We start from the raw sequence: 24,418 nt of genomic DNA, 5'->3' as shown, positions 1-24,418 counted from the left end.
GGCGGGGGTGCGGACCACGAGGACCGCGTCGGCGGGGGCGTCGAGGGCCTCGTAGGTGTGGTCGGTGTCGCTCGTCCACGTCGTCGCGTCGCCCGTGGCGAGCGTGACCTGCGCGCCCGCGGCTCCCGCGCGTGCGCGGCCGCGGGTCACCACGAGGTGCTCGACGACGCCCGGCCCGTGCGCGGCCGACGTGTGCTCCCGCCCGGGCTCGAGCCGCAGCGCGTAGACCTCGACCGTGCCGGCGGCGTCGGCGTGCGCGTCGAGCAGCCGGGCGGTGATGCCGGGGGACGCGACCTGCGCGCCGACCCGCTCGGCCAGCAGCCACGACAGCGGCAGCCCGAGCGCGCCCGACAGCGCGTAGAGCGTGCCGAGCGTGGGGTTGCGCGCGCCGTGCTCGATCTCGGAGAGCGAGCCCTTGCCGACGCCGGCGGCCGCGGCGAGCGCACCGAGCGACAGCCCGCGCTCGGTGCGCGCGCGGCGCAGCCGGTCGCCGATGAGTGCGGGCAGCGCGTCGGCCGGCGTGGTCGGGGCGGGGGACGCGTCGGCGGGCACGCGACGAGGATAGGGGAGTGTTCCGTCGACGGAACACCTCGGCTACCGTTCTGTTCGTGGAACGCCTGCAGCCGCACCTCGTCGGCCTCGTGACGGCCCTCGTCGGGTTCACCAGCTCGTTCGCCGTCGTCCTCGCCGGGCTGCGCGCCGTCGGCGCCGACCCGCGCCAGGCCACGTCGGGGCTCGTCGCGCTGTGCGCCGTGCAGGGCCTCGCGACCGTCGTGCTGTCGCAGCGGTATCGCACGCCGCTGACCGCCGCCTGGTCCACGCCCGGTGCCGCGCTGCTCGTCGCGACCGGCAGCGTGGCCGGCGGGTGGCCCGCCGCGGTCGGCGCGTTCGTCGTGTGCGGCGGGCTCCTGGTGCTCACGGCGCTGTGGCGGCCGCTCGGGCGGCTCGTCGCCGCCGTCCCCGCACCGCTCGCGCAGGCGATGCTCGCGGGCGTCCTGCTCACGCTGTGCCTCGCGCCCGTGCGAGGGCTCGTCGCAGCGCCCCTGCTGGTGGCGCCCGTCGTGCTGCTGTGGCTCGTGCTGCTGCGCCTCGCGCCCCGCTGGGCGGCGCCCGCGGCGTTCGCGGCGGCGCTCGTCGTGGCCGTCGTCGTCACGACGCGCGCCGGCCACCCGCCCGCGCTCGTGGCACCGCTCGTCGAGCTCACGGCGCCCGCCTTCACGCCGGGCGCGCTCGTCGGGATCGCCGTGCCCCTCTACCTCGTGACGATGGCCTCGCAGAACGTGCCCGGCGCGGCCGTCGTCGCGTCCGCGGGGTACGCCGTGCCGTGGCGTGCGTCGCTGCTGGTCACGGGCGCCGGGACCGTCGCGGGTGCCGCGGCCGGCGCGCATGCCGTCAACCTCGCGGCCATCACCGCGGCGCTGCCCGCCTCGCCCGACGCGCACCCCGACCCCGCGCGGCGGTGGGTCGCGTCCCGCACGGCCGGCGTGTGCTACCTGGTGCTCGCGGCCCTCGCCCCGACGCTCACGGCGCTCGTCGCCGCCGCCCCGGCCGGGCTCGTCGAGGCCGTCGCGGGGCTCGCGCTGCTGCCCGCGCTCGGGTCGGCGCTCGCCGTCGCCACCGGTGACGCGGCGCGGCGGGTGCCCGCGCTGATCACGTTCCTGCTCGCGGCGAGCTCGGTCACGATCGCGGGGGTCGGCTCGGCGTTCTGGGGGCTCGTCGCGGGCCTGGTCGCGTGGCGGTGGTTGCGTCCGCGCGTCGCCGCGCCGGTGTCCTCCGCGCCTGAGCCCCGCCCGCCGGCGACCTGAGCCTCCACCTGCCGTCGGTCGCCCACCGACGGCCACCACGTCACTACGCTGCCGACTACGCCCCCGTCGAGTGCGGGGTTGTGCCGGGGGTGGCGGCCGAGAACCGGCAGAACCCCGCGTTCGGCGGATCGGGTGGGCCGGTGGGCGGTGGCCGGTGCGACGGTCGTGGACGACGACGGGGCCGGGCGCCCTCGGTGAGGGTGCCCGGCCCCGTCGTCGGTGCCGTGCGTCAGAACGCCGGGACGACCTCGCCGTCCGGCCAGCGCTTCTCGATGAACGCGCGGACCTCGTCGGAGTGCAGGAGGCCGTCGAGCTTCACGAGCGCGGGGTTCGCCTTGTCCTCCGCGCGCACGGCGAGGAAGTTGGCGTACGGGTTGTCCTCGCCCGACTCCAGCAGGATCGAGTCCTTGGCCGGGTTGAGGCCCGCCTCGAGCGCGTAGTTGCCGTTGATGATCGCGGCGTCCACGTCCTGCAGCGAGACCACGAGCTGCTCGGGTGCGGTCTCGACGAACTCGAGGTTCTTCGGGTTGTCCTTGATGTCGAGCAGGGTCGCGTCGCCGTCGGTCTTCTCGAGCGTGATGAGCCCGCCCTTGACCAGCAGGTCGAGCGCGCGCGACTGGTTGCCGGGGTCGTTGGTGATGCCGACGACGCCGCCGTCGGGGATGTCGTCGACCGACTCGACCTTCTTCGAGTACACGCCGTACGGCTCGATGTGCACGCCGTCGAAGTGGTCGAAGTCGAAGCCGTTCTCCTCGACCTGCGCCGTGAAGTACGGCAGGTGCTGGAAGTAGTTGGCGTCGAGCTCGCCCTCGGCGAGCGCCGTGTTCGGCAGCACGTAGTCCGTGAACTCGCGGATGTCGAGGTCGAGACCCGCGTCGGCCGCGAGCTCGTCCTTGACGAACTGCAGGATCTCGGCGTGCGGCACGGGGCTCGCGCCGACCACGAGGGTCGTGGTGCCGGACGCGTCGGTCGAGCCCGCGGACGCGCCGGCGTCCGGGTCGTCGCCACCCGCGCAGCCCGTCATCACCAGGGCCGCTGCGGACAGGACGGCTGCGGTGCGGACGATTCTCTTCATCGCGGGTGTTCCTCTCAGGGTCCGTCCCCCGGTCGGGGACGACGTGCGGGGGCCGCGGTCGCGGCGGGGCGTGCTCACCTGTGGTCCAGGCGGCGGGCGACGGCGTCGCCGACGAGCTGGACCACGGTGACCAGCACGACGATGACGACGACGGACGTGTACAGGACGGTCGGGTCGAACCGCTGGAACCCGTAGGTGATCGCGAGGAACCCGAGGCCGCCGGCGCCGATCGCGCCGACCATCGCGGAGTACCCGATGAGCGCGATCACGGTGACGGTGAACCCGGAGACGATCGCGGGCAGCGCCTCGCGCACCAGCACCGCGCCGAGGATCTTCGGCGTCGTCGACCCCATGACGCGTGCGGCCTCGACCTTGCCGGGCGCGACGTCGCGGACCGCGGTCTCGACGAGCCGCGCGAAGAACGGGATGGTCCCGAGGCTGAGCGGCACGACCGCGGCCTCCCACCCGAGGCTCGTGCCGACGATCGCCCGGGTCACGGGGATCACGGCGACGGCCAGGATGATGAACGGCAGCGCGCGCAGCGTGTTGACCACGAAGCCGAGCACGGCGGACGCCGTGCGGTTCGGGGTCAGCCCGTCGGACGCGAGCGAGCGCAGCAGCAGCCCCAGCGGCAGCCCGACGACGAGCACGACGAGCGCCGACAGCCCCACCATCTGGAGGGTCTCGACGGTCGCCTCGGGGAGCTTCTGCTGGATGACGCGGTTGGTCGTGAGCTCGATCCACAGGTCGCCCATCACGCCACCTCCTGCCCGGCGTCGGTGGTGGTCGGGACGGCGAGCGGGTCGAGCCCCGCGGCGCGCAGCCGCTCGACGACCTCGGGCACGCGCCCGGTCGGGGCGTCGACGATGAGCCGGCCGACCCGGACGCCGCCGAGCGGCTCGACCGTGGCGGACGCGACCTCGACGTCGTCGCCGAGCGCGGCGACGGCGGCGAACGCGAGGCTCGTCGGCACGGCGTCGGTCGAGAACACGGCCTCGACGAGCGCGCGCCGGTCGCCGGGCGGCAGGTCGGGCACGGGCACCAGCGCGCGGGACAGCGGCGAGCCGACGGCCGTGACGACCTGCGCGAGCGCACCGGTCTGCACGACACGGCCGTGCTCGAGCAGCGTCACGTGGTCGCACACGTCGCGCACCACGGCGGGCTCGTGCGTGATGACGACGACCGTGATGCCGAGCCGGTCGCGCAGGTCGCGCACGAGGCCGAGGATCTGGCGCGTGGTCTCGCCGTCGAGCGCCGACGTGGGCTCGTCGCACAGCAGCACGCCCGGCTCGGTGGCCAGCGCGCGGGCGATGCCGACGCGCTGCTTCTGCCCGCCGGACAGCTGGGCGGGGTAGGCGCCGGCGCGGTCGCCGAGGCCGACGAGGTCGAGCAGCTCGGCGACCCGGTCGGCGCGCTCGTGCCGACGGACCCCGGCGACCTCGAGCGGGTAGGCGACGTTCGCGGCGATGGTGCGCGAGTCGAGCAGGTTGACGTGCTGGAAGACCATGCCCGTGCGGCGGCGGGCCGCGCGCAGCTTGCTCTCGGCGAGGTCGGAGATCGTCACGCCGTCGACCCGGACCGTGCCGGACGTGGGGCGCTCGAGGCCCGTGAGGCAGCGGATGAGCGTCGACTTGCCGGCGCCCGAGCGCCCGACGATGCCGTGCACGGTGCCGCGCTCGACGTGCAGGTCGATGCCGTCGAGCGCGACGACGTCACCGTCGGGCGACGCGTAGACCTTGCGGAGGCCGGTCAGCTCGATCACGGGGGTCCTTCGAGGTGGTGCCGCGGGCGGGGCACGCAGGGTGCCGGTGCGGCGGGCGGGGGACGACCCGGGCGCGGACGAGCGGCAGCGGGTCAGGGGAGCGCGCGAGGGGCGCGCGGGGTCGCCGTCAGCGACACATTCGGGCACGGCACATGCAGGCGGCGACGGCGAGGGCCGGTCGCGACGCGTGCGTGTCGATGTGTGCCATGTCCGCCATGCAAGCACGCGCCGTGGACGCACCCCGGCGCCGTCTCGGCATGTGGGACCACATGTCGAGACGGGGCGTCAGATCGTCCGGGACGTCGCACGACGTCCCGGTTCACAGGTCCAGCAGCGGGATCACCGGCGGCCCGGCGACGACGTTCTCCAGCGGCCGCTCGGCCAGCAGCGCCGTGAGCTGGCGCCGCGCGAGCTCGGTCAGGCGCGCCGCCGTCAGCGGTGTGTCGCGCCCCACTCCCGGCGTCACGAGCGCGTTCGGTGCGCGCCACAGCAGGTGGTCGGGCGGCAGCGGGGACGGGTCCGTCACGTCGAGCGCGGCGCGCAGCCGACCCGACCCGAGCTCGTCGACCAGCGCGTCGGTGTCGACGACGCGCCCGTGCGCGACGTTCACGAGCAGCGCGTCGTCGTGCATCGCCGCGAGGAAGTCCTCGTCGACCAGGTGCGTCGTCGCGTCGGTGAGCGGCACCGCGAGCACCACGACGTCCGCGCGCGGCAGCAGGTGCGGCAGCTCGTCGACCCCGTGCACGTGGCCGTCGAGCGTCTCGCGCGCCGTGCGCGCCACGACCGTCACCGACGCCCGGAAGGCGCGCAGCCGCGCGACGACCTCGGTGCCGAGCGCCCCGGCGCCGACGACGAGGACCCGGCTGCCCGCGAGCGACGCCCGCCGCCCCGGCGCGGCCGACCAGTGCTGCACGGCCATGCGGCGCGCGGCGTCGTCGATGCCCCGCAGCTGCGCGAGCGCCAGCCCGACCGCGAGCTCCGCCGCACCGTCGGCGTGCACGCCGCGCGCGTCCGCCACGGTCACGCCACCCGGCAGGACGCCCGCGAGGCCGTCGTGCCACGCGCTCGCGAGCTGCACGAACCGCAGGTGCGGCGCCCGGGCGACCCGCTCGAGCACCCGCGGGTCGTGCGCGTCGGGCACCAGGACCGCATGTACGTCGTCGAGCGCGAGGCCCGCCGGCTCGTCGTCGGCGGTCGGGTCCCACAGGGCCGTGCGGGCGCCGCGCGGCGGCGCCCCGAACATCAGACGCAGCTCGGTGGCGGGGAAGGTCCAGGTCAGCACGGGGACATCCAACCGTGTCCGGGTTGCCTGCGTATGTCCGTTCACACCGCACGGCGTCACCCGCGCGGGTGATCTGCCCCGCGGTCAGGCCACGAGCGCCGCCCGCAGCGCCGTCACCTCGGGTCCCGTCAGGCCCAGACCGTCGTGCAGGTAGCCCTCGACCGTGCCGAACGTCGAGGTCAGCGCCCCGAGCGCGGCGTCCAGGTACTCCTCGCGCACCTCGATCAGCGGGACCAGCAGGCCCGGGTCGCCACCCGCGTCGGCGAACCGGTGCAGCAGCGGGCCGTACATCGCCCGCACCGCCGCGTTCACCGCGAGGTACTCCGCCCGCGCGCCCGCGTGGTCGACGCCCGCGGCGAGCAGCAGCACGGTCGTGGCCCACCCCGTGCGGTCCTTGCCCGCGGTGCAGTGGTAGAGCACCGGCCCGGCGTCCTGGTCGAGCACCGCGCGCAGCAGCGTCGCGTACCCGGTGCGGGCCGCGTCGCCGACGACCAGGTCGACGTACGTCTCGCGCATCCGCGCCGCGGGGTCCAGCGCGGCGAGCGTCGCCTCGAGGTGCTGCGGCTGCGCCATCACCTGCGTGAGGTCGGCCGCGGGGGCGTGCGGGTCGAGCGTGAGGACGTCGACGTGCACCCCCCGCGCGCCGCGCGGCAGCACGTCGGGCGCGGCCGCGCGCTCGGCGTCGGTGCGCAGGTCGACGACCGTCCGGACGCCCAGCGCCGCGATCGCGGGGTCGTCGGCGATCGCGGCGGCGCGCAGCTCGGCCGAGCGGAGCGCGACGCCCCGACGCACGGTGCGCCCCTCGGCGGTGCGGCGCCCGCCGATGTCACGCAGGTTCGCGAGCACGTCCGACGCGAGCACGTGCGGGTCGTGCGCGGCGCCGTGGCCGGGCACCGGGACGGGCTCGCCGCTCGGGGTCGTGGGCGGGTGCGGGGGCAGCGTCGCGTCGTCGTCCACGGGCCGAGCCTGGCACACGGCGCCCCGGCGCGAGGCGGGACCGGTGCGCGTCCCCCGGACGCTCAGCCCGTGCGGCGGATCTGCTGGGCCCCGCGTCGGTCGCGCACGGCGACGCCGATCGTGCCGAGCTCGGACGTCAGCGCGTCGACCGTCGCGGGGTCCTCGTCGCCGAGGGCCGCACGACGGCGCACGAGCAGCGCGTCGGCACCGTCCGGCATGCCCGGGCGGCCCTGCGCCCACCGCCGCCACTCGTCGGCGTGCGGGTCGCCGTCCTCCGACCACGGGTACCCCGCGGCGCGCAGCGCGCGGCCCGTGCGCCGCAGCAGCGCGTCCGCCGGGCAGCGCAGCAGCTGCCGACCACCGGCGCCCAGGACCACGAGGTCGTCGCCGTCGGTGTGCACGTGCTCGACCGCGGCCCGGGCGACGAACCGCTCGTGCCCGTGGCGCACCACACCGATGCCCTCCGCGGTGACCTCGACGACGCCGACGTCGCGCCGCCACCGCTCCCAGCACCACGCGCCCACGGCGCCGCCCACCACCGCGACGACCGCGACCTGCGGCCCGGCCGGGGTCGCCAGGACGACGTCGCGCAGGAGCGGCACCGGCAGCAGCGTCCGGTCCGCCCACGTCACCAGCGGTCCGGTGACGCTCCCGAGCGCGGCGCCCAGGACCAGGCCCGTGCCCGTCAGCACGGCCAGGGCGCGCCCGCTCAGCGCGACGGCCGTCGCGCGGCCGGCGTCCACGCCCGTCGCCCCGCGGGCCGCCGCGACCGGGACGCGGTGCGACGACACGCCTCCTCATCGGCCGCGCGCTCGCGGAACGAAGGCACCCGCACGGACCGGCGGCTGTCGGTGCCCGCTCGTAGGGTGGCGCCGTGCCCGAAGGTCATACCGTCCACCGCATCGCCCGTCAGCTCGCGCTCGACCTCGTCGGACGCCCCTTGGCCGTCTCGTCGCCCCAGGGCAGGTTCGCCGCCGGCGCCGCGCGGCTCGACGGGCGGGTCATGACGCGCGCGTCCGCGGTCGGCAAGCAGCTGTTCTGCGCGTTCGGCGACGACGACGTGCTGCGCGTGCACCTGGGCCTGTACGGCGCGTGGGACCTGTACGGCGACGTCAGCCCGCTGGGCGACGGCGAGCGCGTGCGCGGCAGCCTCGGTGCGCCACGCGTGCGTCCGGGCGCCGCGATGGACGCGCAGCCCTCGACGCGGCGCCTGCGCATGGGCGAGGACGAGACCGAGCACACGACCGCCGGCGCGGCCGAGGGCGACCCGACGTGGCCGCCGCCCCCGCTGGGGCAGGTGCGCGTGCGGCTCGACTCCGGCACGGTCGTCGCGGACCTGCGCGGGCCGTCGGCGTGCGAGGTGCTGACGGCGGACGAGGCCGCGCTCGTGCGCGACCGCCTCGGCCCCGACCCGCAGGAGGTCGACGACCTCGACGCGGCCGGTGACGTGGTCGTCGAGCGCGTGACGCGCAGGAACGTCCCGGTCGGTCAGCTGCTCATGGACCAGTCCGTCGTCGCGGGCATCGGCAACATCTACCGCGCCGAGCTGCTGTTCCGGGCGCGGCTCGACCCGTGGACGCAGGGGCGCCGGGTCCCGCCCGACACCGTGCGCGCGCTGTGGCACGACTGGTCCGTGCTGCTCGCCGACGGCATCCGCGACGGCGTCATGCTCACGCGCGAGGACCTCGACGCGGCCGGCCGCGAGCGGGCCCGGCACGACCCGACCGCGCGGCACTGGGTGTACGGGCGCGGCGGCCTGCCGTGCCGCGTGTGCGGCACGCCCGTCGTGGTCGAGGAGATGGCGGCGCGCAAGCTCTACCGCTGCCCCGTCTGCCAGGTCTGACGCGCGAGCGGGGTCAGCCCTCGGCCGCCGGGGGCGCGTTCCGCTCGCCCACGGGCACCTCGGCGGCCAGCGTGTTGGCGCGCGTCGCGAGCGGGCACGCCCACGCCGGGTCGTACGCGCACGACGGCGCGTACGCGAAGTTCAGGTCGACGACCAGGCGTCCCACGTGGTCGGTCCCCAGGTCGGCGCCCTTGATGGTGTCCAGCAGGTACCGCCCGCCGCCGTACGTGACGGTCCCGGCGAGCGCGTCGCGCACGGGCAGGAACAGGCCGCCGCCGTACCCGCGCAGCGACCACAGCGTGAGGCGCCCGAGGTCGCCCAGCTCGACCACGCCGATCCGGTCGAAGCCCACGACGCCGTCGGTGCCGGTCGCCACGTCGAGCCGCTGCTGACCCGCGCGCTCGACCTCGACCTCGAACCGGTACGCGGGGTCGTAGGGGGCGACGTCGAGCCCGTCGAAGACGGCCCGCGCGTCGGCGGTGAGCGGGGACGCGGGATGGAACGCGAAGAGCTCGTCGCGCTGCTGCACCCACACGGCGTGCGCACCGGCCGGGTCGTCGACCGCGAGCGTCCGGACCTGCGCGTACGTCTGCGCGGTGCGGCGACGCCAGTCGGCGACGTCGAGGGCTGCGGTCAGGGGCGTGGCGTCGTGCACGGGTCCACCGTCGCAAGCGCGCGGCCGGCGCGCACGTCGAACGGCCGCGCGTCGGGGTCGTTCACCCGCCGGGCCGCGGTGCGCACGGCACGGTCGCCGTCTCCCCGCACGGTCGGCGTGGGCGGGTCGTGCGAGGCTGGCGGCATGGATCTGCGCATCTTCACCGAGCCCCAGCAGGGCGCCAGCTACGACGACCTCCTCGCGGTCGCGCGTGCCACCGAGGACCTCGGCTTCGACGCCTTCTTCCGCTCCGACCACTACCTCGTGATGGGCGACGGCGACGGGCTGCCGGGCCCGACGGACGCGTGGACGACGCTCGCGGGGCTCGCGCGCGAGACGAGCCGCATCCGGCTCGGGACGCTCGTGTCGGCCGCGACGTTCCGGTACCCGGGCGTGCTCGCGATCCAGGTCGCGCAGGTCGACCAGATGTCCGGCGGGCGTGTCGAGCTGGGGCTCGGCGCCGGCTGGTTCGCGGCCGAGCACGCGGCGTACGGCATCCCGTTCCCGGAGAAGCGGTTCGGTCTGCTGACCGAGCAGCTCGAGATCGTCTCGGGGCTGTGGGGCACGCCCGTGGGGGAGACGTTCAGCCACGCGGGCGAGCACTACACGCTCACGGACTCCCCGGCGCTGCCCAAGCCCGTGCAGCGCTCGCCGCTCGACCCCGCGCGCGCGGGCGTCCCGATCATCGTGGGTGGCGGCGGGCCCACGCGCACGCCGCGCCTCGCCGCGCGCTTCGCGGCCGAGTACAACCAGTCGTTCCCCGAGGTCGCGAGCGTCCCGGCACGCATCGCGCGACTCCGCGAGGAGTGCGTCGCGATCGGCCGCGACCCCGGCTCGCTCGTGCAGTCCGTCGCGCTCGTGATGTGCGTCGGGCGGGACGAGGCCGAGCTGGCGCGCCGCGCCGCGGCGATCGGGCGGGACGTCGCCGAGCTGCGCGAGCACGGCATCGCCGGGACGCCGGGCGAGGCCGTCGAGCGGCTGACGTGGCTGGCCGAGCAGGGCGTGCAGCGCGTCTACCTGCAGGTGCTCGACCTCGCGGACCTCGAGCACCTGCAGCTCGTCGCCGACGAGGTGGCGCCGCACCTGCCGCGCTGACCCGTGGTCACGGCGCCGTGGCGGTGCCCGCGACCACGGCGCGTGCCTCAGTCCGCCGCGGCTCGCAGCGTCACGCGCGCGTGCGGGTCGTGGTCCGCACCGAGCGACGGACCGTCGGGCCCGTCCGTCGCACGGGCGGCTGGGCCCGGCGGGCGCACGAGGTGCACCACGGCCACGACCAGCAGCACGACCACGGTGACGTTGCGGGCCGCGAGCACGAGCGTCGCGAACGGCCACCCGGACACCACGTCGCCGTACCACCACGGGTAGACCCACTGCGTGGCGGCCGCGACGCCCAGCAGCGTCAGCGCGGTGCGTCCCCACCACGGCCGCCCCAGCGCGAGCGCGACCGCGACGGACGGCGCCAGCCACGACATGAACTGCGGGCTGCCGACCTTGTTGGTGACGATCAGGGTCAGCGCGAGCACGAACGCCCCGCGCAGCACGAAGTCCCCGCGCAGCACGTCGTCCGACCAGAACCGTGCGCCGTCGCGCCGCCGGCACCACCACAGCAGCGCGGTGACGGCGAGCACCGCGACCACGAGCCCGGCACCCAGCGCGTCGGCGGTCGGCTGCGTGCCCGGCCCGTGGATCTCCCACGTGACGAGCTCGCGGTTGAACACGTGCTCGACCCGGTTCGTGAACAGCCCGGCGACGAGCCACGGGGTCGCCGCGACCGCCTCGAGCTGCAGACCGCGCGCGTCCTGCTCGAGGACGAACGACGCGATGCGCGCACCCCCGCCCAGCGCGGCGACCGAGCCGACCACGAGCGCGCACACCGCAGCGCCCGGCAGCACGACACGCCGCCACGGCCGACGCGTCGCGAGCAGCAGCGGCAGCACCGCCGCGCCCGGTGCGATCTTGACCCACGCGCCCACGGTCAGCAGCGCGGTCGACGTGCGCGGGTGCGTCAGCGCGAGCAGCAGCGCGACCACCGTGACGGGCGCGACGACCGCGTCGAGGCGGCCGATCGCCACGGGGCCCAGCAGCGCCAGGAACCCGAGCCACCACGCGGCGGCCGTGCGCCCGCGGGGGCGACGCAGCAGCAGCGCGACCGCCGCCGCGTCGAGCGCCGTCACCAGGGCGCACCACGCGAGCGCGTACGGCGCGTCGGCTGTCACCCCGGAGACGCCCGCGACCAGCATCGGCAGCAGCGCCGCGGCGGGGTACACCCACGGGTCGTCGAGCACGGGCCACGTCCCGGTCGCGACGCCGTGCTCGACCCACCGCCGGTACAGGTCCACGTCGCCGAACGACGCCCGGGCCAGCAACGTCGTCCCCAGGTACGTCAACCAGAGGTGCACGAGCGCGAACGCCACCCAGACGAGCGCGGAGCGGGCGCGGGCGGGCACGACGGGGACGTTCAGCGTGGGCCTCCCGGGGCGGCGACGGGTCGAGGCGGCGCCAGGCTACGCGACGTGCGTGTGCGCGACGTGACGAGGCTGCGCGCGACGTCGCGCGCAGGTCACCGCGTGCAGGTCACGACGTGCGGTGGGGAGGCACCGGGGTCGGCGCGCCGTGCAGGCCGCCCGGTGCGGGTGGGAAGCCCGGCGTGCCCTCGGCCGCGCCGAGGTCCTCGTGCTCGTCGGGGGCGGGCTCGGCCGTCGGGGCGGTCGTGACGACCGGGTCGGGCGCTCCCTCGGTGCGGGGGGCGGCCTCGTCGGACAGCGGCTCGTCGGGGCTCGTGGGGACGGACATGGTCGGTCTCCTTCCGTGGTCCGGCGGCGGACCTCCACCGTCCCACGGGGCGACGCCCGCCGCCCGGCGGGACGGTGGACGGTCGTCCCGCCCGTGGCCCGCCCGGGGTCGCTACCCTCACGTCCGGCGGTGACGGCGAGAGGCGGAGGCATGAGCAGCTGGGGCTGGACGGTGCACGGCGACGGGCGGACGGTCGCACCGGGTGAGGTGGTGGCGCCCGACGAGCGCCTGGCGTGGGGCCGGACGATCGGCATCGGCATGCAGCACGTCGTCGCGATGTTCGGTGCGACGTTCCTCGTGCCGCTCCTGACGGGGTTCTCGCCGCAGACGACGCTGTTCTTCTCGGCGCTGGGCACGGCGCTGTTCCTGCTGCTGACGCGCAACCGGCTGCCCAGCTACCTCGGCTCGAGCTTCGCGTTCATCGCACCCGTCGGTGCGGCGACCGCGGCCGGCGGTCAGTCCGTCGCGGTCGGCGGCATCCTGGTCACGGGGCTCGCGCTCGTGGTCGTCGGGGTCGTGGCGCACGTCGCCGGCACGCGGTGGATCGACGCGCTCATGCCGCCGGTCGTCACGGGGACGATCGTGGCGCTCATCGGCTTCAACCTCGCGCCTGCGGCGTGGGGGTCCTGCCAGGACGACGGGTCGTGCTCGGGGTTCCGGGCCGCGCCCGTCACCGCGACGGTCACGTTCCTCGCGATCATCCTGGCGACCGTGCTGTTCCGCGGCATCCTCGGCCGGCTGTCGATCCTCGTGGGCGTGCTCGTCGGGTACGCGGTCGCGCTCGTGCGTCACGAGGTCGACCTGGACGCCGTGCGCGAGGCCGCGTGGGTCGGTCTGCCGCCGTTCGTGACGCCGACGTTCGACGTCGCGGTGCTGGGGCTGTTCCTGCCGGTCGTGCTCGTGCTCGTCGCCGAGAACGTCGGCCACGTCAAGTCCGTGGCCGCCATGACGGGCCGCGACCTGGACCCGTACGTGGGGCGCGCCCTCATGGCCGACGGCCTGGCCACGACGCTCGCCGGCACCGGCGGCGGCTCGGGCACCACGACGTACGCCGAGAACATCGGCGTGATGGCCGCGTCCCGCGTCTACTCGACCGCCGCCTACTGGGTGGCCGCCGCGACCGCGCTCGTGCTGTCGCTGTCGCCCAAGTTCGGTGCGCTCGTCGCCACGATCCCGCCTGGCGTCCTGGGTGGGGCGGCGACCGTGCTGTACGGCATGATCGGCCTGCTCGGCGCTCGCATCTGGGTGCAGCACCGCGTCGACTTCTCGGCGCCCGTGAACCTCATGCCCGCGGCGGTCGCGCTGATCATCGGCATCGCGAACTTCGTCTGGTCCGCCGGCGACCTGCGGTTCGAGGGCATCGCGCTCGGCACGGCCGCGGCGATCGGGCTGTACCACCTCATGCGGCTCGTGGCCCGGTGGCGCGGCACGGGTCAGGAGCCGGCGACGCCGGCGTCCGTCCCGGGCGGCGACGAGATCAGGCACTGACCCGGTGGTGCGCGGCGGCCACGGCCGTCGCGCACCCCGCCGTCACCTCCGCGCGGGGCGGTTCAGCCCGCCGGCTGCTCGCCGTCCGCGGGCTGCTCGCCGTCGGCGGGCTGCTCACCCTCGGCAGGCTGCTCTCCGTCCGCGGGCTGGTCGCCCTCGGTCGCCTGGTCGGCGTCGGAGGCGGTGAGCGCCGAGAACGGCGTGCACCCGTCCGGGCCGACGAGCGGCGTGGCCGGGTCGACGAGCACCTGCTCGGCGGGCAGGAGCCCCTGGAACTCGGAGCCGACGATGAGGTCGACGCTCGCGTCCTCGCGGTCCGCGAAGGACAGGACCGCGCCGGGCACGTACGCCTGCAGCGTGTAGGCGGCCGCGCTGCCGGCCGGACCGTAGACGATGCGGCCCGTACCCGTGACGGACGGGGCGTTGTCGGTCTCGCCGACCACGAAGCCCAGCGCGCCGAGCGCCGCTGCCGTCTGGCGGGCGAGCCCCGCCGTCCCGGCACCGTTGAACACGTCGACCGTGATCTGGTCGTGCGGCACGGGCAGCGCACCCTCGGGCGGGCAGTACGTCGCGACCGCTGCCGCCGTCTCGGTGGGCTCGGCCGAGAAGCCGCGCTCGAAGAACGGCAGCGACAGGTTGTCGGTGTACATCGCCGCCGCGCCCAGCCCCGCCACGCCGAGCCCGGCGATGAGCACGCCGAAGACGACCGCCTGCCGCTCGTGCACGTGGCGGCGGCGCAGCATGCGCGCCCGGTCCTGGTCGGTCATGCGGCCCCCACCCCTCGCTCGCGCCGGCCGGCGGGCGTCACGTCAGCACCAGCACCCGCGCGTGCAGCAGCGCGCGCTGGTGCAGCGCGGCCCGCACCGCGCGGTGCAGCCCGTCCTCCAGGTAGAGGATGCCCTTGTACTCGACGACGTGGGCGAACAGGTCGCCGTAGAACGTCGAGTCCTCGGCGAGCAGCGCGTCGAGGTCGAGCGTGCGCTTGGTGGTGACGAGCTCGTCGAGCCGCACCTGCCGCGGGGGCACGTCCGCCCACTGCGCGGGGGTCGTCAACCCGTGGTCCGGGTACGGGCGCCCCTCGCCCACGGCCTTGAAGATCACGCGCCGAGTCTAGAGGGTGGACGGCGGCCTTCCCGGGACCGTCCACCCCGCGTCACGTGCGTCGTCGCCCACCTCGCACCGCTGCGACGGCGTGCGCCGAGGGTGCGACGCCGTCCGGCGACGGACCGCCCCGGGCGTGCGGCCGGACGTGCGCCCGGGCGTGCGGGCCGGACGGGTGAGCCGGGCCGGGCCGTCGCGCCGCACCGCGGTCGCGTCGCTACAGTCGCCGTCATGCCGTCGCTGTACGCGCTCAAGCCCTGGTACACCCGGCGGCTGCACCGCTTCGTCGCCGGTGCCGTCGCGCGGGGCACGTCGCCCGACGTCTTCACGACGGTCGGCGTCGTCGCGGCCGCGCTCGCCGGGGTCGCGCTCGCGCTCGGCTGGTGGCCCGTCGCGCTGGTGCTGCTGGCGGCGCGGCTCGCGGGGGCGAACCTCGACGGCGCCGTCGCCCGCGCGCGGGGTGTCTCCCGGCCGTGGGGCTTCGTGCTCAACGAGCTGGGGGACCGCGCGTCCGACCTGCTGATGCTCGCCGGGCTCGCGGTGCTCGCGGCCCGCACGGGGGGCGACGTGCTCGCGGGGCTCACGCCGCTCGCGTGGGTCCTCGTCGCCGCCGTCGCCGCGACGCTGCCGACGTTCGTCTCGCTGGCGGGCGCCGGGGCCGGGGCGCCGCGTCTCAACGGCGGCCCGCTCGGCAAGACCGAGCGGTGCGCGCTCGCGGTCGTCGCGGCCGCGCTGCCCGGGCTGCTCGCGTGGGTCGCCGTCGTGGTCGTCGCGGGGTCGGTGCTCACGGCGGTCGTGCGTGCGCGCCGGATCGCGCGCGCGCTCGCCGCCGGCACCGGGGGCGCGGGGGCCGCGGCGTGAGCGTCGACCCGTCCCAGCGCCCGGGTGTGCTCGACCCGCTCGCCGCGTGGACCGGGCTGGACCGCACGGCCTACGCGTTGGACCTGCGGCTGGGCGGCTGGCACCTCGACCTCGACGGCCGGGCCGTCTTCCTCCTGGCGCTGACCGCGGGGATCCTCGCCGTCGCCGCCGGGCCGGTGCTCGCGTCGCGCCGGCCCGAGCTGCGCCGCCGCTGGACGACGTGGGCGCTGATCCTGCCCGTCATCGGGATCCCCCTGTGGCTCGGCCCCGGCCCGACCGCGCTGCTCGCGGCGCTGCTCGCGCTGCAGGCCGTGCGCGAGTACGCGGCGATGACGCGGCTGCCCCGCCCGGAGACCGCGATCCTGCTGGTCCTCGCCGTCGCGTACCCCCTCGCGGCCTGGCTCGACCCCGGCCTGCTGGGGCTCGTGCCGCTCGTCGCGCTGCTGTGCGCCGTGCCGGCGGTCCTCGCGGGCGACGTCGAGCGCGGCGTCGAGCGCGCGACCGGGGCCGCGTTCGGGTCGATCTGGCTGTGCTGGTCGCTCGCGCACCTCGTGCTCGTCGGGTCGGACGCGTTCCTGCTGTGCTTCGCGGCCGCGGCGGCCGACGTCGCGGCGTGGTGCGGCGGGCAGGGGCTCAAGCGGTTCGCGTGGGCGCGGCGGCCGCTGTCGCCGCTCAGCCCCAACAAGACGGTCGGGGGGCTGGTGGGTGCCGCGATCGGTGGCACGCTCGTCCTCGTGGTGCTCGGCGCGGTGTCGCCCGGGCTCGTGGTCGCGGTCGTGCTCGGCGGTGTGGGAGGTGACCTGGTGGAGTCGATGGTGAAGCGGCGCGCGGGCGTCAAGGACGCGGGCACGTGGCTGCCCGGGTTCGGCGGGCTGCTCGACCGCGTGGACTCGCTGCTGCTGGTGCTGCCGCTCGCGTGGGTGCTGGCGTGAGCGCCGACGACCGCACGACGGCGGCGGACGACGCCGCGCACGAGGGTGCCCCGCACCCCGACACGCCGCACCGCGACGCCTCGCACGCCGACGCGTCCACCCCGCCCGCCGCGCACGGCGGTCACGCGGGCGACGTGCTCGCGGCCTCGGGAGACGCGCTGCGACGCCTCCGCCGCCGCGTCGGGCTGCCGCCCGGCTTCAACCTGGCCGGTGCCGTGCGGCACACCGTGTGGCGCAACGTCTTCCACCTCGTCGGGGGCTTCCGGGTGGTGGGCTCGGCGCCGTACGAGGCGATGGTCGTCGTCGCGAACCACTCGTCGCACGCGGACACCCCCGCGCTCATCGCGGCGTTCCCCGCGCCGTACAAGCCCGTGGTCGTCGCCGCCGACGACTACTGGTTCGACAACCCGTGGAAGGCCCGGGCGCTGAAGCTCGCGATCGGTGCGGTCCCCGTGCGGCGGCAGGGCGGCGGCGGGTACGAGTCGCTGCTCGACGGCGCGACGCAGGTGCTCGGCAGCGGGTCGAGCCTGCTGGTGTTCCCCGAGGGCACGCGCTCGACCGACGGGCGGCTCGGCCGGTTCCGCAGCGGTGCGCTGCGGATCGCGCAGGAGTTCGACGTGCCGATCCTGCCCGTGGCGGTGGTCGGCACGCACGAGCTGCTCGCCAAGAAGGGTCGGCTGACGCCGGGCGCCGTCGAGGTGCGGGTCGGGCACCCGGTCGACCCGCACGGCCTGACGGACATGGCCCCGCTCGTCGCGCAGATCGAGGGGATGCTCGCCGCCGGGCCGGCCGTGCCGTCGCGCTCGCGCACGTGGCGGGTGCTGCGGGGCGTGATGTCCGGGCCGGCCGGGATGGTGGGAGCCGTCGCCTGGGGGTTCGCCGAGGCCGTGAGCCTGCCGGTGACGTCCGAGATGTACCTGGTGCTCGTCGCGGCGGCGCACCCGCGGCGCGTCGTGCCGGCCGCGGCGTGCCTGGCGGTCGGGTCGGTCGCGGGGGTCCTGGTGACGCGCGCGCTCACGGCGCGCGGCGAGCGGCCGCCCGCGCCGCTGACGACGCCCGCGATGCGGGCGCGTGCCGCGGCCGACCTCGCCGTGGGTGCGCGGGGGGTCTGGCGGCAGGCGCTCAACGGCGTGCCGGTCAAGGTGTACGCGGCCGAGGCGGGGGCCGCGGGCGTGCCCGCCGGGCCGCTGGCCGCGCACGCGCTCGGCGCGCGGGGTGCCCGGGCGCTCGCGGTCGGTGCGGTCGTCGGTGCGGCGGCCGGTGCGGCGGCGCCGGTGCTGCGGCGGTTCTACGGCCCGTACCTCGCGGGTGCGGGTGTCACGTTCGCCGTCGGGCTCGCCGCGGTCGTGCGGCGCTGGAGCCGCTGACCGCCGCGAGCCCGGGCGTGCGGGACGCGCCCGACGTCGACCGACCTGCGGTGGCGTCAGCGGGACAGCAGGACCACGCCGACCACCGCGGCGAACGCGATGACGACCTGGGCGCCCGTCGTCAGGAGCGTGAGGCGCGTGGTCTCGCGGCGCGCCTCGGCGAGCGCGGCGTCGCGGTCGCCGCCGGGTGCGACCACCGGGTCCTCGAGCGAGGGCCGGCGCCGTGCCATGACGAGCGCCGCGACCGCGACGGTCGCCCCGCCGAGCGTGACGGGTGCGGCGGGCAGCGTCACGAGCTCCCACGCGCGGCCCAGCAGCACGAGCACGACGGTCGGGACCATCGGCGCCATGACCACGAGCGAGGCCCGCAGCGGCGAGCCCGAGACGAGGAACCGCAGCAGCGGCGTCCCGTACCGCTGCAGGACGAACGGGGTGACCGCCACGACGACGAGCACGGCCGCGATCCCGACGGTCACGGCGAGCGGCCCCGACCCCGACCCTGACTTCACCCAGGCGCCGAGGCCGTTGAGCGCCGCGACGAACCCGGCGGCGCCGAGCGCGTACGGGACCATGTCGCGCGGGTCGTCGGGCACGGGGCGTGCGGCGGTCTCGGCGAGCTCCTCGGCGTAGCGCGTGGCGTCGCCGAAGGCGTCCTGAGCGCTCGTGCCGGAGTCGACGACGTGCGCGTCGATCTCGGTGAGGACGTCGCCGATCGCGTCGCCGGGGACGTCGCGCAGCCGCAGCTCCAGGACGAGCGCCTCGGTCCAGTCGGGGTCGACGTGCGGGGCGAGGGTTGCGGGGTCGAGGCTCACGGGGCCACCTCCGGTGTCGTGACGAACGTCTGGGTGAGGGTGGCGAAGCGCGACCAGCGCGCACCCTCGTCGTGCAGGTGCGCGCGGCCCGCGGCGGTGAGCGCGTAGTACTTGCGCCCGGGGCCGCCGTCGCCGGGCCGCCACTCCTCCTCCACCAGCCCCGCCGTGTGCAGGCGCGCGAGCAGGGGGTAGAGCGTGCCGCCCTTGATCTCCCCGAGCCCGGCGGCGGCGAGCCGCTGCGCGATCTCGTAGCCGTACGTCGCGCCCGCGGTGAGGACGCGCAGGACGCACAGCGTGAGGACGCCGCGCAGCCACTCGCTCGGCCAGTCGGCGGCCGGTGCGGTGGTGCCGGGGGTGTCCTCGGCGGGGGAGCGGGTGGGCATGACTAGACAGTACGGCTGACTAGATAGGAACACAACCTAGGGGCTTCGCCGGGTCCGGCCCGGGCCTCGGTACGTCGTCGAACCCCGGCCCCGGAAACGGCGAAGGGCGCCCCGACCCGGAGGTCGGAGCGCCCTTCGCGAGAGCTGTCAGGCTCGCTGAGCGGAGGCTCAGGCGGGCTCGACGTTCGAGGCCTGGGGGCCCTTGGGGCCGGCCTGCACGTCGAACTGCACGCGCTGGTTCTCCTCGAGCGAGCGGTAGCCCTGCGTCTGGATGGCCGAGTAGTGGACGAAGACGTCCGGGCCGCCGTCCTCGGGGGCGATGAAGCCGAAGCCCTTCTCGGCGTTGAACCACTTCACGATGCCAGTAGGCACTGTCATTCTCCTCATGCGTGTACTACGACCCCGACGACCGGGACCGGGTGAATCACGGTGGCCGTCGTCCGCTCCGGAGAAGGTGGACAAGCACAGCACTGCGACTACGGGTACACAGTAGCCGGACACGGGCGTGCGAAGCGAGGCCTTCACCCCAAGTCGCCCCCGCCCGGACGGCTGACGCTCAGCCCGCGGACGCGTCGGCACCCAGGAGCACCCGTGCGCGCAGCCCCCGCAGCATGCCGCGCGTCATGACCGTGCTCAGCAGGCACGACGGCTCGGCCACGAGCCGCGACGCCGCCGACGTGTACACGTAGCGCTCGCGGACCACGACCCGCGTGCCGCCGCGGGGGTCCGGCCGCAGCACGAACGCCCACGAGAACCCGTACGGCGGCGGCGCCGCACCCGCGGGCGCGTCCGGCCCGCGCAGCACGAGCGCCCGGCCCGGGTCGACGACCGCGACGTCCAGCCCCTTCGCGGGGTGCAGCCGCACCACGTCACCCACCGCGAGGTCCTGCCACGCGGGCTCCACCCGGTCGGCCGAGCGGATGTCGCACCCGACCAGGTTCTCGAGCGCGTCGTACGAGTAGAAGCCGCCGCGCCCCTGCCCGATCTGCACGAGCCACGGCCACACGTCCTGCGTGCACGCCGGGACGCCGATCGCGCGCGTCGCGACGAGGTCCGCGTCCGGCGTCAGGTCGTCGCCCGGCAGGGTCGCGTCGAGCTCGTCCTCGCGCGCACCCCACTGCAGACCCCACGCGCGCGCCACGGGCAGGCCCGCGACGCCCAGCGCGACGGCGGTGCCCAGCACCTCGCGCGGGCGCGGCAGCGGCAGGCGCAGGGTCAGGTGTCGGCGGTCCACGCGTCCACCGCACCACGGCGTGCCCGCGGGCGGTTGAGCCGAACGTCCCGTCCGTTGTGCGACGCCTGGGCGTGCCACGCTGGGTCGATGAGCGCCACGCCCGACACCGCCGGCACCGCCACGCCCCCGACCGGTGCGCTCACCGACGTGCGCGGCGTGCGCGTCGGGCACGCGCAGCGCGTCGGCGACGGGTGGCTCACCGGCGTCACCGTCGTCCTCCCGCCATCGGGCACGGTCGGCGGCGTCGACGTGCGCGGCGGCGGGCCCGGCACGCACGAGACCGACGCGCTCGACCCGCGCACGCTCGTGCCGACGGTCGACGCCGTGGTGCTCACCGGCGGCAGCGCGTTCGGGCTCGTCGCGGCGCACGGCGCGCAGCGGTGGTGCGCCGAGCAGGGACGCGGGTTCCCGGTCTCGCGCGTGCCCGGCCAGGTCGTGCCGATCGTGCCCGCGGCGGCCGTGTTCGACCTCGGGCGCGGCGGCGACTTCACGGCGCGCCCCACCGAGCAGATGGGCTACGACGCCGCGGCCGCCGCGCACGCGTCGGGTGACGGCGCACCCGTCGCGCGGGGCGGGGTCGGCGCCGGCACGGGCGCCGCGCTCGCGGGCGCGTCCTACCGCGGCGGCGTCGGCACGGCGTCGGTGCACCTGCCCGACGGGCCGGGCGCGGGCGTCGTCGTCGGCGCGCTCGTCGTCGTCAACGCCGCGGGCGCGCCGACGGGCCTCGGCGCCCCCGCCGCCGCACCCGGCGGTGCGCTCGACGCGGACGGCGCCCGCGTGGCCGACGCGACCGCCGACCCGCCGCTCAACACGACGCTCGTCGTCGTCGCGACCGACGCCGCGCTCGACCCCGCCGAGACCTCACGCACCGCGACCACCGCGCACGACGGGCTCGCGCGCGCCCTCGACCCCGTGCACACGCTCGCCGACGGCGACACCGTCTTCGCGCTCGCCACGCAGGCCGTGGCGCTGCCGACCGACCGGCCGGAGCGCGTCGCCGCCCTGGTCGCGGTGCAGGCCGCCGCGGCCACAGCCGTCGAGCGCGCCGTCGTCGACGCCGTGCGCGCGGCGCGAGGCGTGCGCACGCCCACGGTCGAGCTGCCGGGCTGGACGGGCTGACGACCGGTCCTCGACCGTGCGGGCGCCGGCGCCCGAGCCGCCCCGCGACGTCACCCGGACGGCCCACACCCCGGCCGCCCGGGCGCGCCCGGGAGTCGCTACGCTCCCGCTCGCACGGACCCGCGACCGGGTCCCCCAGCAGGGAGCCAGCATGAGCACGAGGACGCGCGCGGCCGTCGCGGTCGCGACACTGATCGGGTTCTACCTGTTCGCGGGGGCGCTGGTGGTCGGCCTCGGTCTGCTCGCGCTCGCGGCCGCCCGGTCGGGCTCGGGGGCCAACGGCATCAAGCTCGCCGCCCTCGCGGCGCTCGCGCTCGGCGGCATCGTGGTCGCCCTGTGGAAGGTCGCCCGCGCGCGTCCCGCGCCGCCCACGGGCCCGCTCGTGCTGCGCTCCGACGCGCCCGAGCTGTGGGGCATGGTCGACGAGGTCGCCGCGCTCGCGGGCACGGCCGGTCCCGACGAGATCCGGCTCGTCCCCGCGGTCAACGCGGGCGTCATGGAGGACGCGCGGCTCCTCGGGCTCGTCGGCGGCACGCGGCGCATGGTCCTGGGCGTGCCGCTGCTGCACGGGCTCAGCGTCTCCCAGCTCCGCTCGGTCCTCGCGCACGAGCTCGGTCACTACTCGCACGACGACACCCGGCTGTCGGTCGTCGTGCACCGTGGTCGGGAGGTCATCGGCGCGACGGTGCAGCAGCTGTCCGGGTCGCTGCCCGGCTGGCTCCTGCGGCAGTACGGCAAGCTCTACCTGCTGGTCTCGGCGGCCACGAGCCGCCGCCAGGAGCTCGCGGCCGACGCCCTGTCCGTCCGGGCCGTGGGCCGGGCGACCGCGCAGTCGGCGCTGCGCGAGGTCGGCGTCGTGGACGCCGCGTGGGACTTCTACCTCGGTCAGTACGTGAGCACCGGGTGGGACGTCGGTCTCGCCCCGACGCCCGCGGCGTTCTTCGGCGGCTTCCCGCAGCTGCTGGCGGCACGTCACGGCGAGCTCGGCGACCTGCGCACCGCGTCGTCCGACGCCCGCGGCACCCGGTGGGACAGCCACCCGCCGACGGCCGAGCGGCTCGTCGCGATGGACCGCCTGCCCGACGTCGCGCACGTCCCCGACGACCGCCCTGCGCGCGCGCTCGTCCCCGGGCTCGACGTGCTCGCGGCCACGCTCGCGGACGAGACCTTCGCGTTCGAGGACCGTCGCCGGCTGGACTGGCCGGACCTGGTGCCGCCCGCCGTCGCGGCGGGCGAGCAGCGCCGCGCGGACGCCGTGCACCGGGTCGTCGCCCGGCTCGTGGGCGTGCCGCGCGGCAGCGTCGGCGCCCTGCTCGACCTGGTCGAGCAGGGCCGCGGCGCCCAGCTCGCACGTGAGCTCGGCGTGGAGCCCGCGCGCGTGCACGCACCCGACGGCAACGCCTTCGGCGGCGCGACCCTCGTCGACGCGCTGACGCCCGTGCTCGGTTCCGCGCTCGTCGCGGCCGGTGCCGCGCGGTGGACGCTCGACTGGGCGGGCCCCGCCGTGCTGCGCACGACCGACGGCGAGCCCGTCGACCTCGCCGCGCACGCCCGGCACGCGGCCGACCCGGCGCGGGTGGCGCAGGTGCGGGAGTGGCTCACGGGCCTGGGCGTCGACCTCGCGGCGGTCGGCCAGGTCGCCGACCGCGCGACCGCGCACGGCGCGAGCGTCGTCGCGGGCCTCGCGACCGTCGCGGTCGACGGCACGCCCCACGACGTGCTCGTCCTCGACCGTGGCCTCGTGCTGATCCCGTGCCCCAAGAAGCCCGAGGGCGGCAAGGCGCGGCTCGCCGGGTACCTGGGCGCGGGTCCGGTGCACCGCCTCGCCGAGATGCACCGCTACGTCGCCTACGAGGACGTGCGCGCCGCGACGGTCCGGCGCGCGATCCCCGTGCGCGCCACGATCGCCCTGCACGACGGCACGACGATCGAGCTCAAGGAGCCGTGGTCGGGCGAGACGCTGACGAAGCAGTCGCAGGAGGTGCTGGCCGGGCACCTGGGGTCGTTCGCGCCGCTGGAGCAGAAGGCCGCCCGGACCGCGTGAGGCCCGGGGGCCTCGGGCCGCCCCTCACGCCAGGCCCAGCAGCTCCTCGCTGCGCTCCCACAGCACGCGCGCGAGCGTCGGGTCGTCGCCGCGGTGGTTGACGCGTGCGATCCGGCCGTCGGCCCAGTACTGGCCCGACGGCCAGTCGACGTCGGGCCGCCCGCCGGCCAGGCGCACGAGGTCCGCGGCGCCCTGCTCGGGCGTGCGCAGCACGCGCTGCCCGAGCGGCGAGCGGTAGAACCAGCCGAACAGGTCGTGCGACGTCCCGGCGAAGCTCGTCGCCACGCCGCCGGGGTGCACGGCCGCCGACGCCAGGCCCGCGCGGTGGTACCGGCGGTGCAGCTCGCGCGTGAACAGCAGGTTCGCGAGCTTCGCGTCGGCGTACGCGCGGAACGGCACGTAGCGCCGCTCGTCCTGCCGGCCGCCCAGCACCAGGGCGTCGGCCGTCGTCAGGCGCGACACGCGGTGGGCGGCGCTCGACGTCGTCACCACCGCCGGGCCCTCCGACGCGAGCAGGCGGTCCAGCAGCAGGTGGGTCAGCAGGAACGGCGCGAGGTGGTCCACCTGGAACGTCGTCTCGAGGTCGTCGTGCGTCCACGCCAGCTCGGGGAACAGGCCGCCCGCGTTGTTCACCAGCGCGTCGATGCGCGGGTGCGCCGTCAGCAGCTCGTCGGCGAGCGTGTGCACCTGCGCGAGGTCGGTGAAGTCCGCGAGGTGCGCGGTCGCGCCGGCCTCGTCCGCGACGCGCCGCGTGCGCTCGGGGTTGCGGCCGACGACGACGACCTCGTGGCCCGCTGCGGCGAGCGCGCGCGCCGCGGCGGCACCGTGTCCCTGAACTTCCAGGGCGTCGCCACACCGTTCGACGTGCAGATCAAGGTCTCCCTGTTCCTCGGGGTGCTCGTCAC

General features: G+C 76.6%; 26 protein-coding genes. 9 read left to right on the top strand and 17 right to left on the bottom strand.

Translation table 11 applies throughout. The features are described 5' to 3' along the window. On the bottom strand, positions 1–552 hold a 552-nt coding region (locus tag ATM99_RS06135; RefSeq protein ID WP_223304826.1), incomplete at its 3' end, for a helix-turn-helix domain-containing protein. A gap of 56 nt (positions 553–608) precedes the next feature. Here ATM99_RS06135 and ATM99_RS06130 point away from each other — a divergent pair. Then, entirely contained in the window at positions 609–1,805 is a 1,197-nt protein-coding gene (locus ATM99_RS06130; RefSeq protein ID WP_062102038.1) for a benzoate/H(+) symporter BenE family transporter, read from the top strand. Between the two features lie 229 nt (positions 1,806–2,034). Here the strand turns inward: ATM99_RS06130 and ATM99_RS06125 are convergent, their stop codons facing one another. The 6 genes from ATM99_RS06125 to ATM99_RS18875 form a co-directional block, all read right to left on the bottom strand. After that, positions 2,035–2,880, bottom strand: a complete 846-nt coding sequence (locus ATM99_RS06125; RefSeq protein ID WP_062102037.1) for a MetQ/NlpA family ABC transporter substrate-binding protein — start codon at positions 2,878–2,880, stop codon at positions 2,035–2,037. A gap of 74 nt (positions 2,881–2,954) precedes the next feature. Next, on the bottom strand, positions 2,955–3,635 hold the full coding sequence (locus ATM99_RS06120; protein ID WP_062102036.1) for a methionine ABC transporter permease: 681 nt from the start codon (positions 3,633–3,635) through the stop codon (positions 2,955–2,957). Continuing rightward, positions 3,635–4,642 (bottom strand): methionine ABC transporter ATP-binding protein, encoded by a 1,008-nt coding sequence (locus ATM99_RS06115; protein ID WP_062102035.1) that lies wholly within the window; start codon positions 4,640–4,642, stop codon positions 3,635–3,637. Before ATM99_RS06115 ends, ATM99_RS06120 begins: the two co-directional genes overlap by 1 nt. Before the next feature lie 319 nt (positions 4,643–4,961). Further along, complete coding sequence (locus tag ATM99_RS06110) at positions 4,962–5,924, bottom strand: NAD(P)-dependent oxidoreductase (RefSeq protein WP_062102034.1); 963 nt, start codon at positions 5,922–5,924, stop codon at positions 4,962–4,964. Between the two features lie 84 nt (positions 5,925–6,008). Then, positions 6,009–6,881, bottom strand: coding sequence for a tyrosine-protein phosphatase (locus ATM99_RS06105; protein WP_223304825.1), 873 nt, complete (start codon positions 6,879–6,881; stop codon positions 6,009–6,011). 62 nt (positions 6,882–6,943) lie between these two features. Beyond that, entirely contained in the window at positions 6,944–7,672 is a 729-nt protein-coding gene (locus ATM99_RS18875) for a hypothetical protein (protein ID WP_062102033.1), read from the bottom strand. An 83-nt stretch (positions 7,673–7,755) separates the two neighbouring features. Here ATM99_RS18875 and ATM99_RS06095 point away from each other — a divergent pair, with 83 nt between their 5' ends. Further along, positions 7,756–8,724, top strand: a complete 969-nt coding sequence (locus ATM99_RS06095) for an Fpg/Nei family DNA glycosylase (RefSeq protein WP_062102032.1) — start codon at positions 7,756–7,758, stop codon at positions 8,722–8,724. Between the two features lie 13 nt (positions 8,725–8,737). Here ATM99_RS06095 and ATM99_RS06090 read toward each other — a convergent pair whose 3' ends face one another. Further along, positions 8,738–9,379 carry a DUF1684 domain-containing protein gene (locus tag ATM99_RS06090; RefSeq protein WP_082659335.1) on the bottom strand — a complete coding sequence of 214 codons (642 nt, stop codon included), beginning with the start codon at positions 9,377–9,379 and terminating at the stop codon, positions 8,738–8,740. Positions 9,380–9,523: 144 nt separating this feature from the next. Here ATM99_RS06090 and ATM99_RS06085 point away from each other — a divergent pair, with 144 nt between their 5' ends. Beyond that, positions 9,524–10,474, top strand: coding sequence for an LLM class F420-dependent oxidoreductase (locus tag ATM99_RS06085; RefSeq protein WP_062102041.1), 951 nt, complete (start codon positions 9,524–9,526; stop codon positions 10,472–10,474). A gap of 47 nt (positions 10,475–10,521) precedes the next feature. Here the strand turns inward: ATM99_RS06085 and ATM99_RS06080 are convergent, their stop codons facing one another. Continuing rightward, positions 10,522–11,826: a glycosyltransferase 87 family protein gene (locus ATM99_RS06080; RefSeq protein WP_062102031.1), complete on the bottom strand. Its 1,305-nt coding sequence runs from the start codon at positions 11,824–11,826 to the stop codon at positions 10,522–10,524. A gap of 127 nt (positions 11,827–11,953) precedes the next feature. Beyond that, entirely contained in the window at positions 11,954–12,172 is a 219-nt protein-coding gene (locus tag ATM99_RS06075; RefSeq protein WP_062102030.1) for a hypothetical protein, read from the bottom strand. Positions 12,173–12,322: 150 nt separating this feature from the next. On the opposite strand from ATM99_RS06075, the gene ATM99_RS06070 reads away from it, so the two are divergent. Continuing rightward, positions 12,323–13,660 carry a uracil-xanthine permease family protein gene (locus ATM99_RS06070; protein WP_062102029.1) on the top strand — a complete coding sequence of 446 codons (1,338 nt, stop codon included), beginning with the start codon at positions 12,323–12,325 and terminating at the stop codon, positions 13,658–13,660. 62 nt (positions 13,661–13,722) lie between these two features. Here the strand turns inward: ATM99_RS06070 and ATM99_RS06065 are convergent, their stop codons facing one another. Continuing rightward, positions 13,723–14,427 carry a LytR C-terminal domain-containing protein gene (locus ATM99_RS06065; RefSeq protein ID WP_062102028.1) on the bottom strand — a complete coding sequence of 235 codons (705 nt, stop codon included), beginning with the start codon at positions 14,425–14,427 and terminating at the stop codon, positions 13,723–13,725. A 37-nt stretch (positions 14,428–14,464) separates the two neighbouring features. Next, positions 14,465–14,761 (bottom strand): type II toxin-antitoxin system VapB family antitoxin, encoded by a 297-nt coding sequence (locus tag ATM99_RS06060; RefSeq protein ID WP_062102027.1) that lies wholly within the window; start codon positions 14,759–14,761, stop codon positions 14,465–14,467. Between the two features lie 231 nt (positions 14,762–14,992). Here ATM99_RS06060 and ATM99_RS06055 point away from each other — a divergent pair, with 231 nt between their 5' ends. Genes ATM99_RS06055 through ATM99_RS06045 form a run of 3 tightly spaced genes read left to right on the top strand, consistent with a single transcriptional unit; the run spans position 14,993 to position 17,921 of the window. Then, positions 14,993–15,622, top strand: a complete 630-nt coding sequence (locus tag ATM99_RS06055; protein WP_062102026.1) for a CDP-alcohol phosphatidyltransferase family protein — start codon at positions 14,993–14,995, stop codon at positions 15,620–15,622. Next, the gene (locus ATM99_RS06050; RefSeq protein ID WP_062102025.1) at positions 15,619–16,554 is read left to right on the top strand and encodes a phosphatidate cytidylyltransferase; all 936 of its coding nucleotides are present in this window, start codon (positions 15,619–15,621) and stop codon (positions 16,552–16,554) included. Before ATM99_RS06055 ends, ATM99_RS06050 begins: the two co-directional genes overlap by 4 nt. Further along, the gene (locus ATM99_RS06045; RefSeq protein WP_223304824.1) at positions 16,551–17,921 is read left to right on the top strand and encodes a lysophospholipid acyltransferase family protein; all 1,371 of its coding nucleotides are present in this window, start codon (positions 16,551–16,553) and stop codon (positions 17,919–17,921) included. The genes ATM99_RS06050 and ATM99_RS06045 overlap by 4 nt, the downstream gene beginning before the upstream one ends. Positions 17,922–17,977: 56 nt before the next feature. Here the strand turns inward: ATM99_RS06045 and ATM99_RS06040 are convergent, their stop codons facing one another. The 4 genes from ATM99_RS06040 to ATM99_RS06025 form a co-directional block, all read right to left on the bottom strand. After that, entirely contained in the window at positions 17,978–18,733 is a 756-nt protein-coding gene (locus tag ATM99_RS06040; RefSeq protein WP_062102024.1) for a hypothetical protein, read from the bottom strand. Beyond that, entirely contained in the window at positions 18,730–19,116 is a 387-nt protein-coding gene (locus ATM99_RS06035) for a PadR family transcriptional regulator (protein WP_062102023.1), read from the bottom strand. The genes ATM99_RS06040 and ATM99_RS06035 overlap by 4 nt, the downstream gene beginning before the upstream one ends. Positions 19,117–19,284: 168 nt before the next feature. Continuing rightward, entirely contained in the window at positions 19,285–19,488 is a 204-nt protein-coding gene (locus ATM99_RS06030) for a cold-shock protein (protein ID WP_046529349.1), read from the bottom strand. 184 nt (positions 19,489–19,672) lie between these two features. Then, complete coding sequence (locus ATM99_RS06025; protein ID WP_223304823.1) at positions 19,673–20,350, bottom strand: SRPBCC family protein; 678 nt, start codon at positions 20,348–20,350, stop codon at positions 19,673–19,675. Positions 20,351–20,437: 87 nt separating this feature from the next. Between ATM99_RS06025 and ATM99_RS06020 the strand changes: the two genes are divergently transcribed. After that, on the top strand, positions 20,438–21,469 hold the full coding sequence (locus ATM99_RS06020; protein ID WP_062102022.1) for a P1 family peptidase: 1,032 nt from the start codon (positions 20,438–20,440) through the stop codon (positions 21,467–21,469). Between the two features lie 151 nt (positions 21,470–21,620). Further along, positions 21,621–23,513: a M48 family metallopeptidase gene (locus ATM99_RS06015; protein ID WP_062102021.1), complete on the top strand. Its 1,893-nt coding sequence runs from the start codon at positions 21,621–21,623 to the stop codon at positions 23,511–23,513. A 24-nt stretch (positions 23,514–23,537) separates the two neighbouring features. Here the strand turns inward: ATM99_RS06015 and ATM99_RS06010 are convergent, their stop codons facing one another. After that, complete coding sequence (locus ATM99_RS06010) at positions 23,538–24,356, bottom strand: SDR family NAD(P)-dependent oxidoreductase (RefSeq protein WP_082659333.1); 819 nt, start codon at positions 24,354–24,356, stop codon at positions 23,538–23,540. Between the last annotated feature and the right edge of the window lie 62 nt (positions 24,357–24,418).

Origin of the sequence: Cellulomonas sp. B6 (assembly GCF_001462455.1) — a bacterium.
Classification (GTDB): Bacteria; Actinomycetota; Actinomycetes; order Actinomycetales; family Cellulomonadaceae; genus Cellulomonas.
The sequence above is the reverse complement of the archived record's forward strand: the minus strand, read 5'-3'. Positions and strand labels throughout refer to the sequence as shown.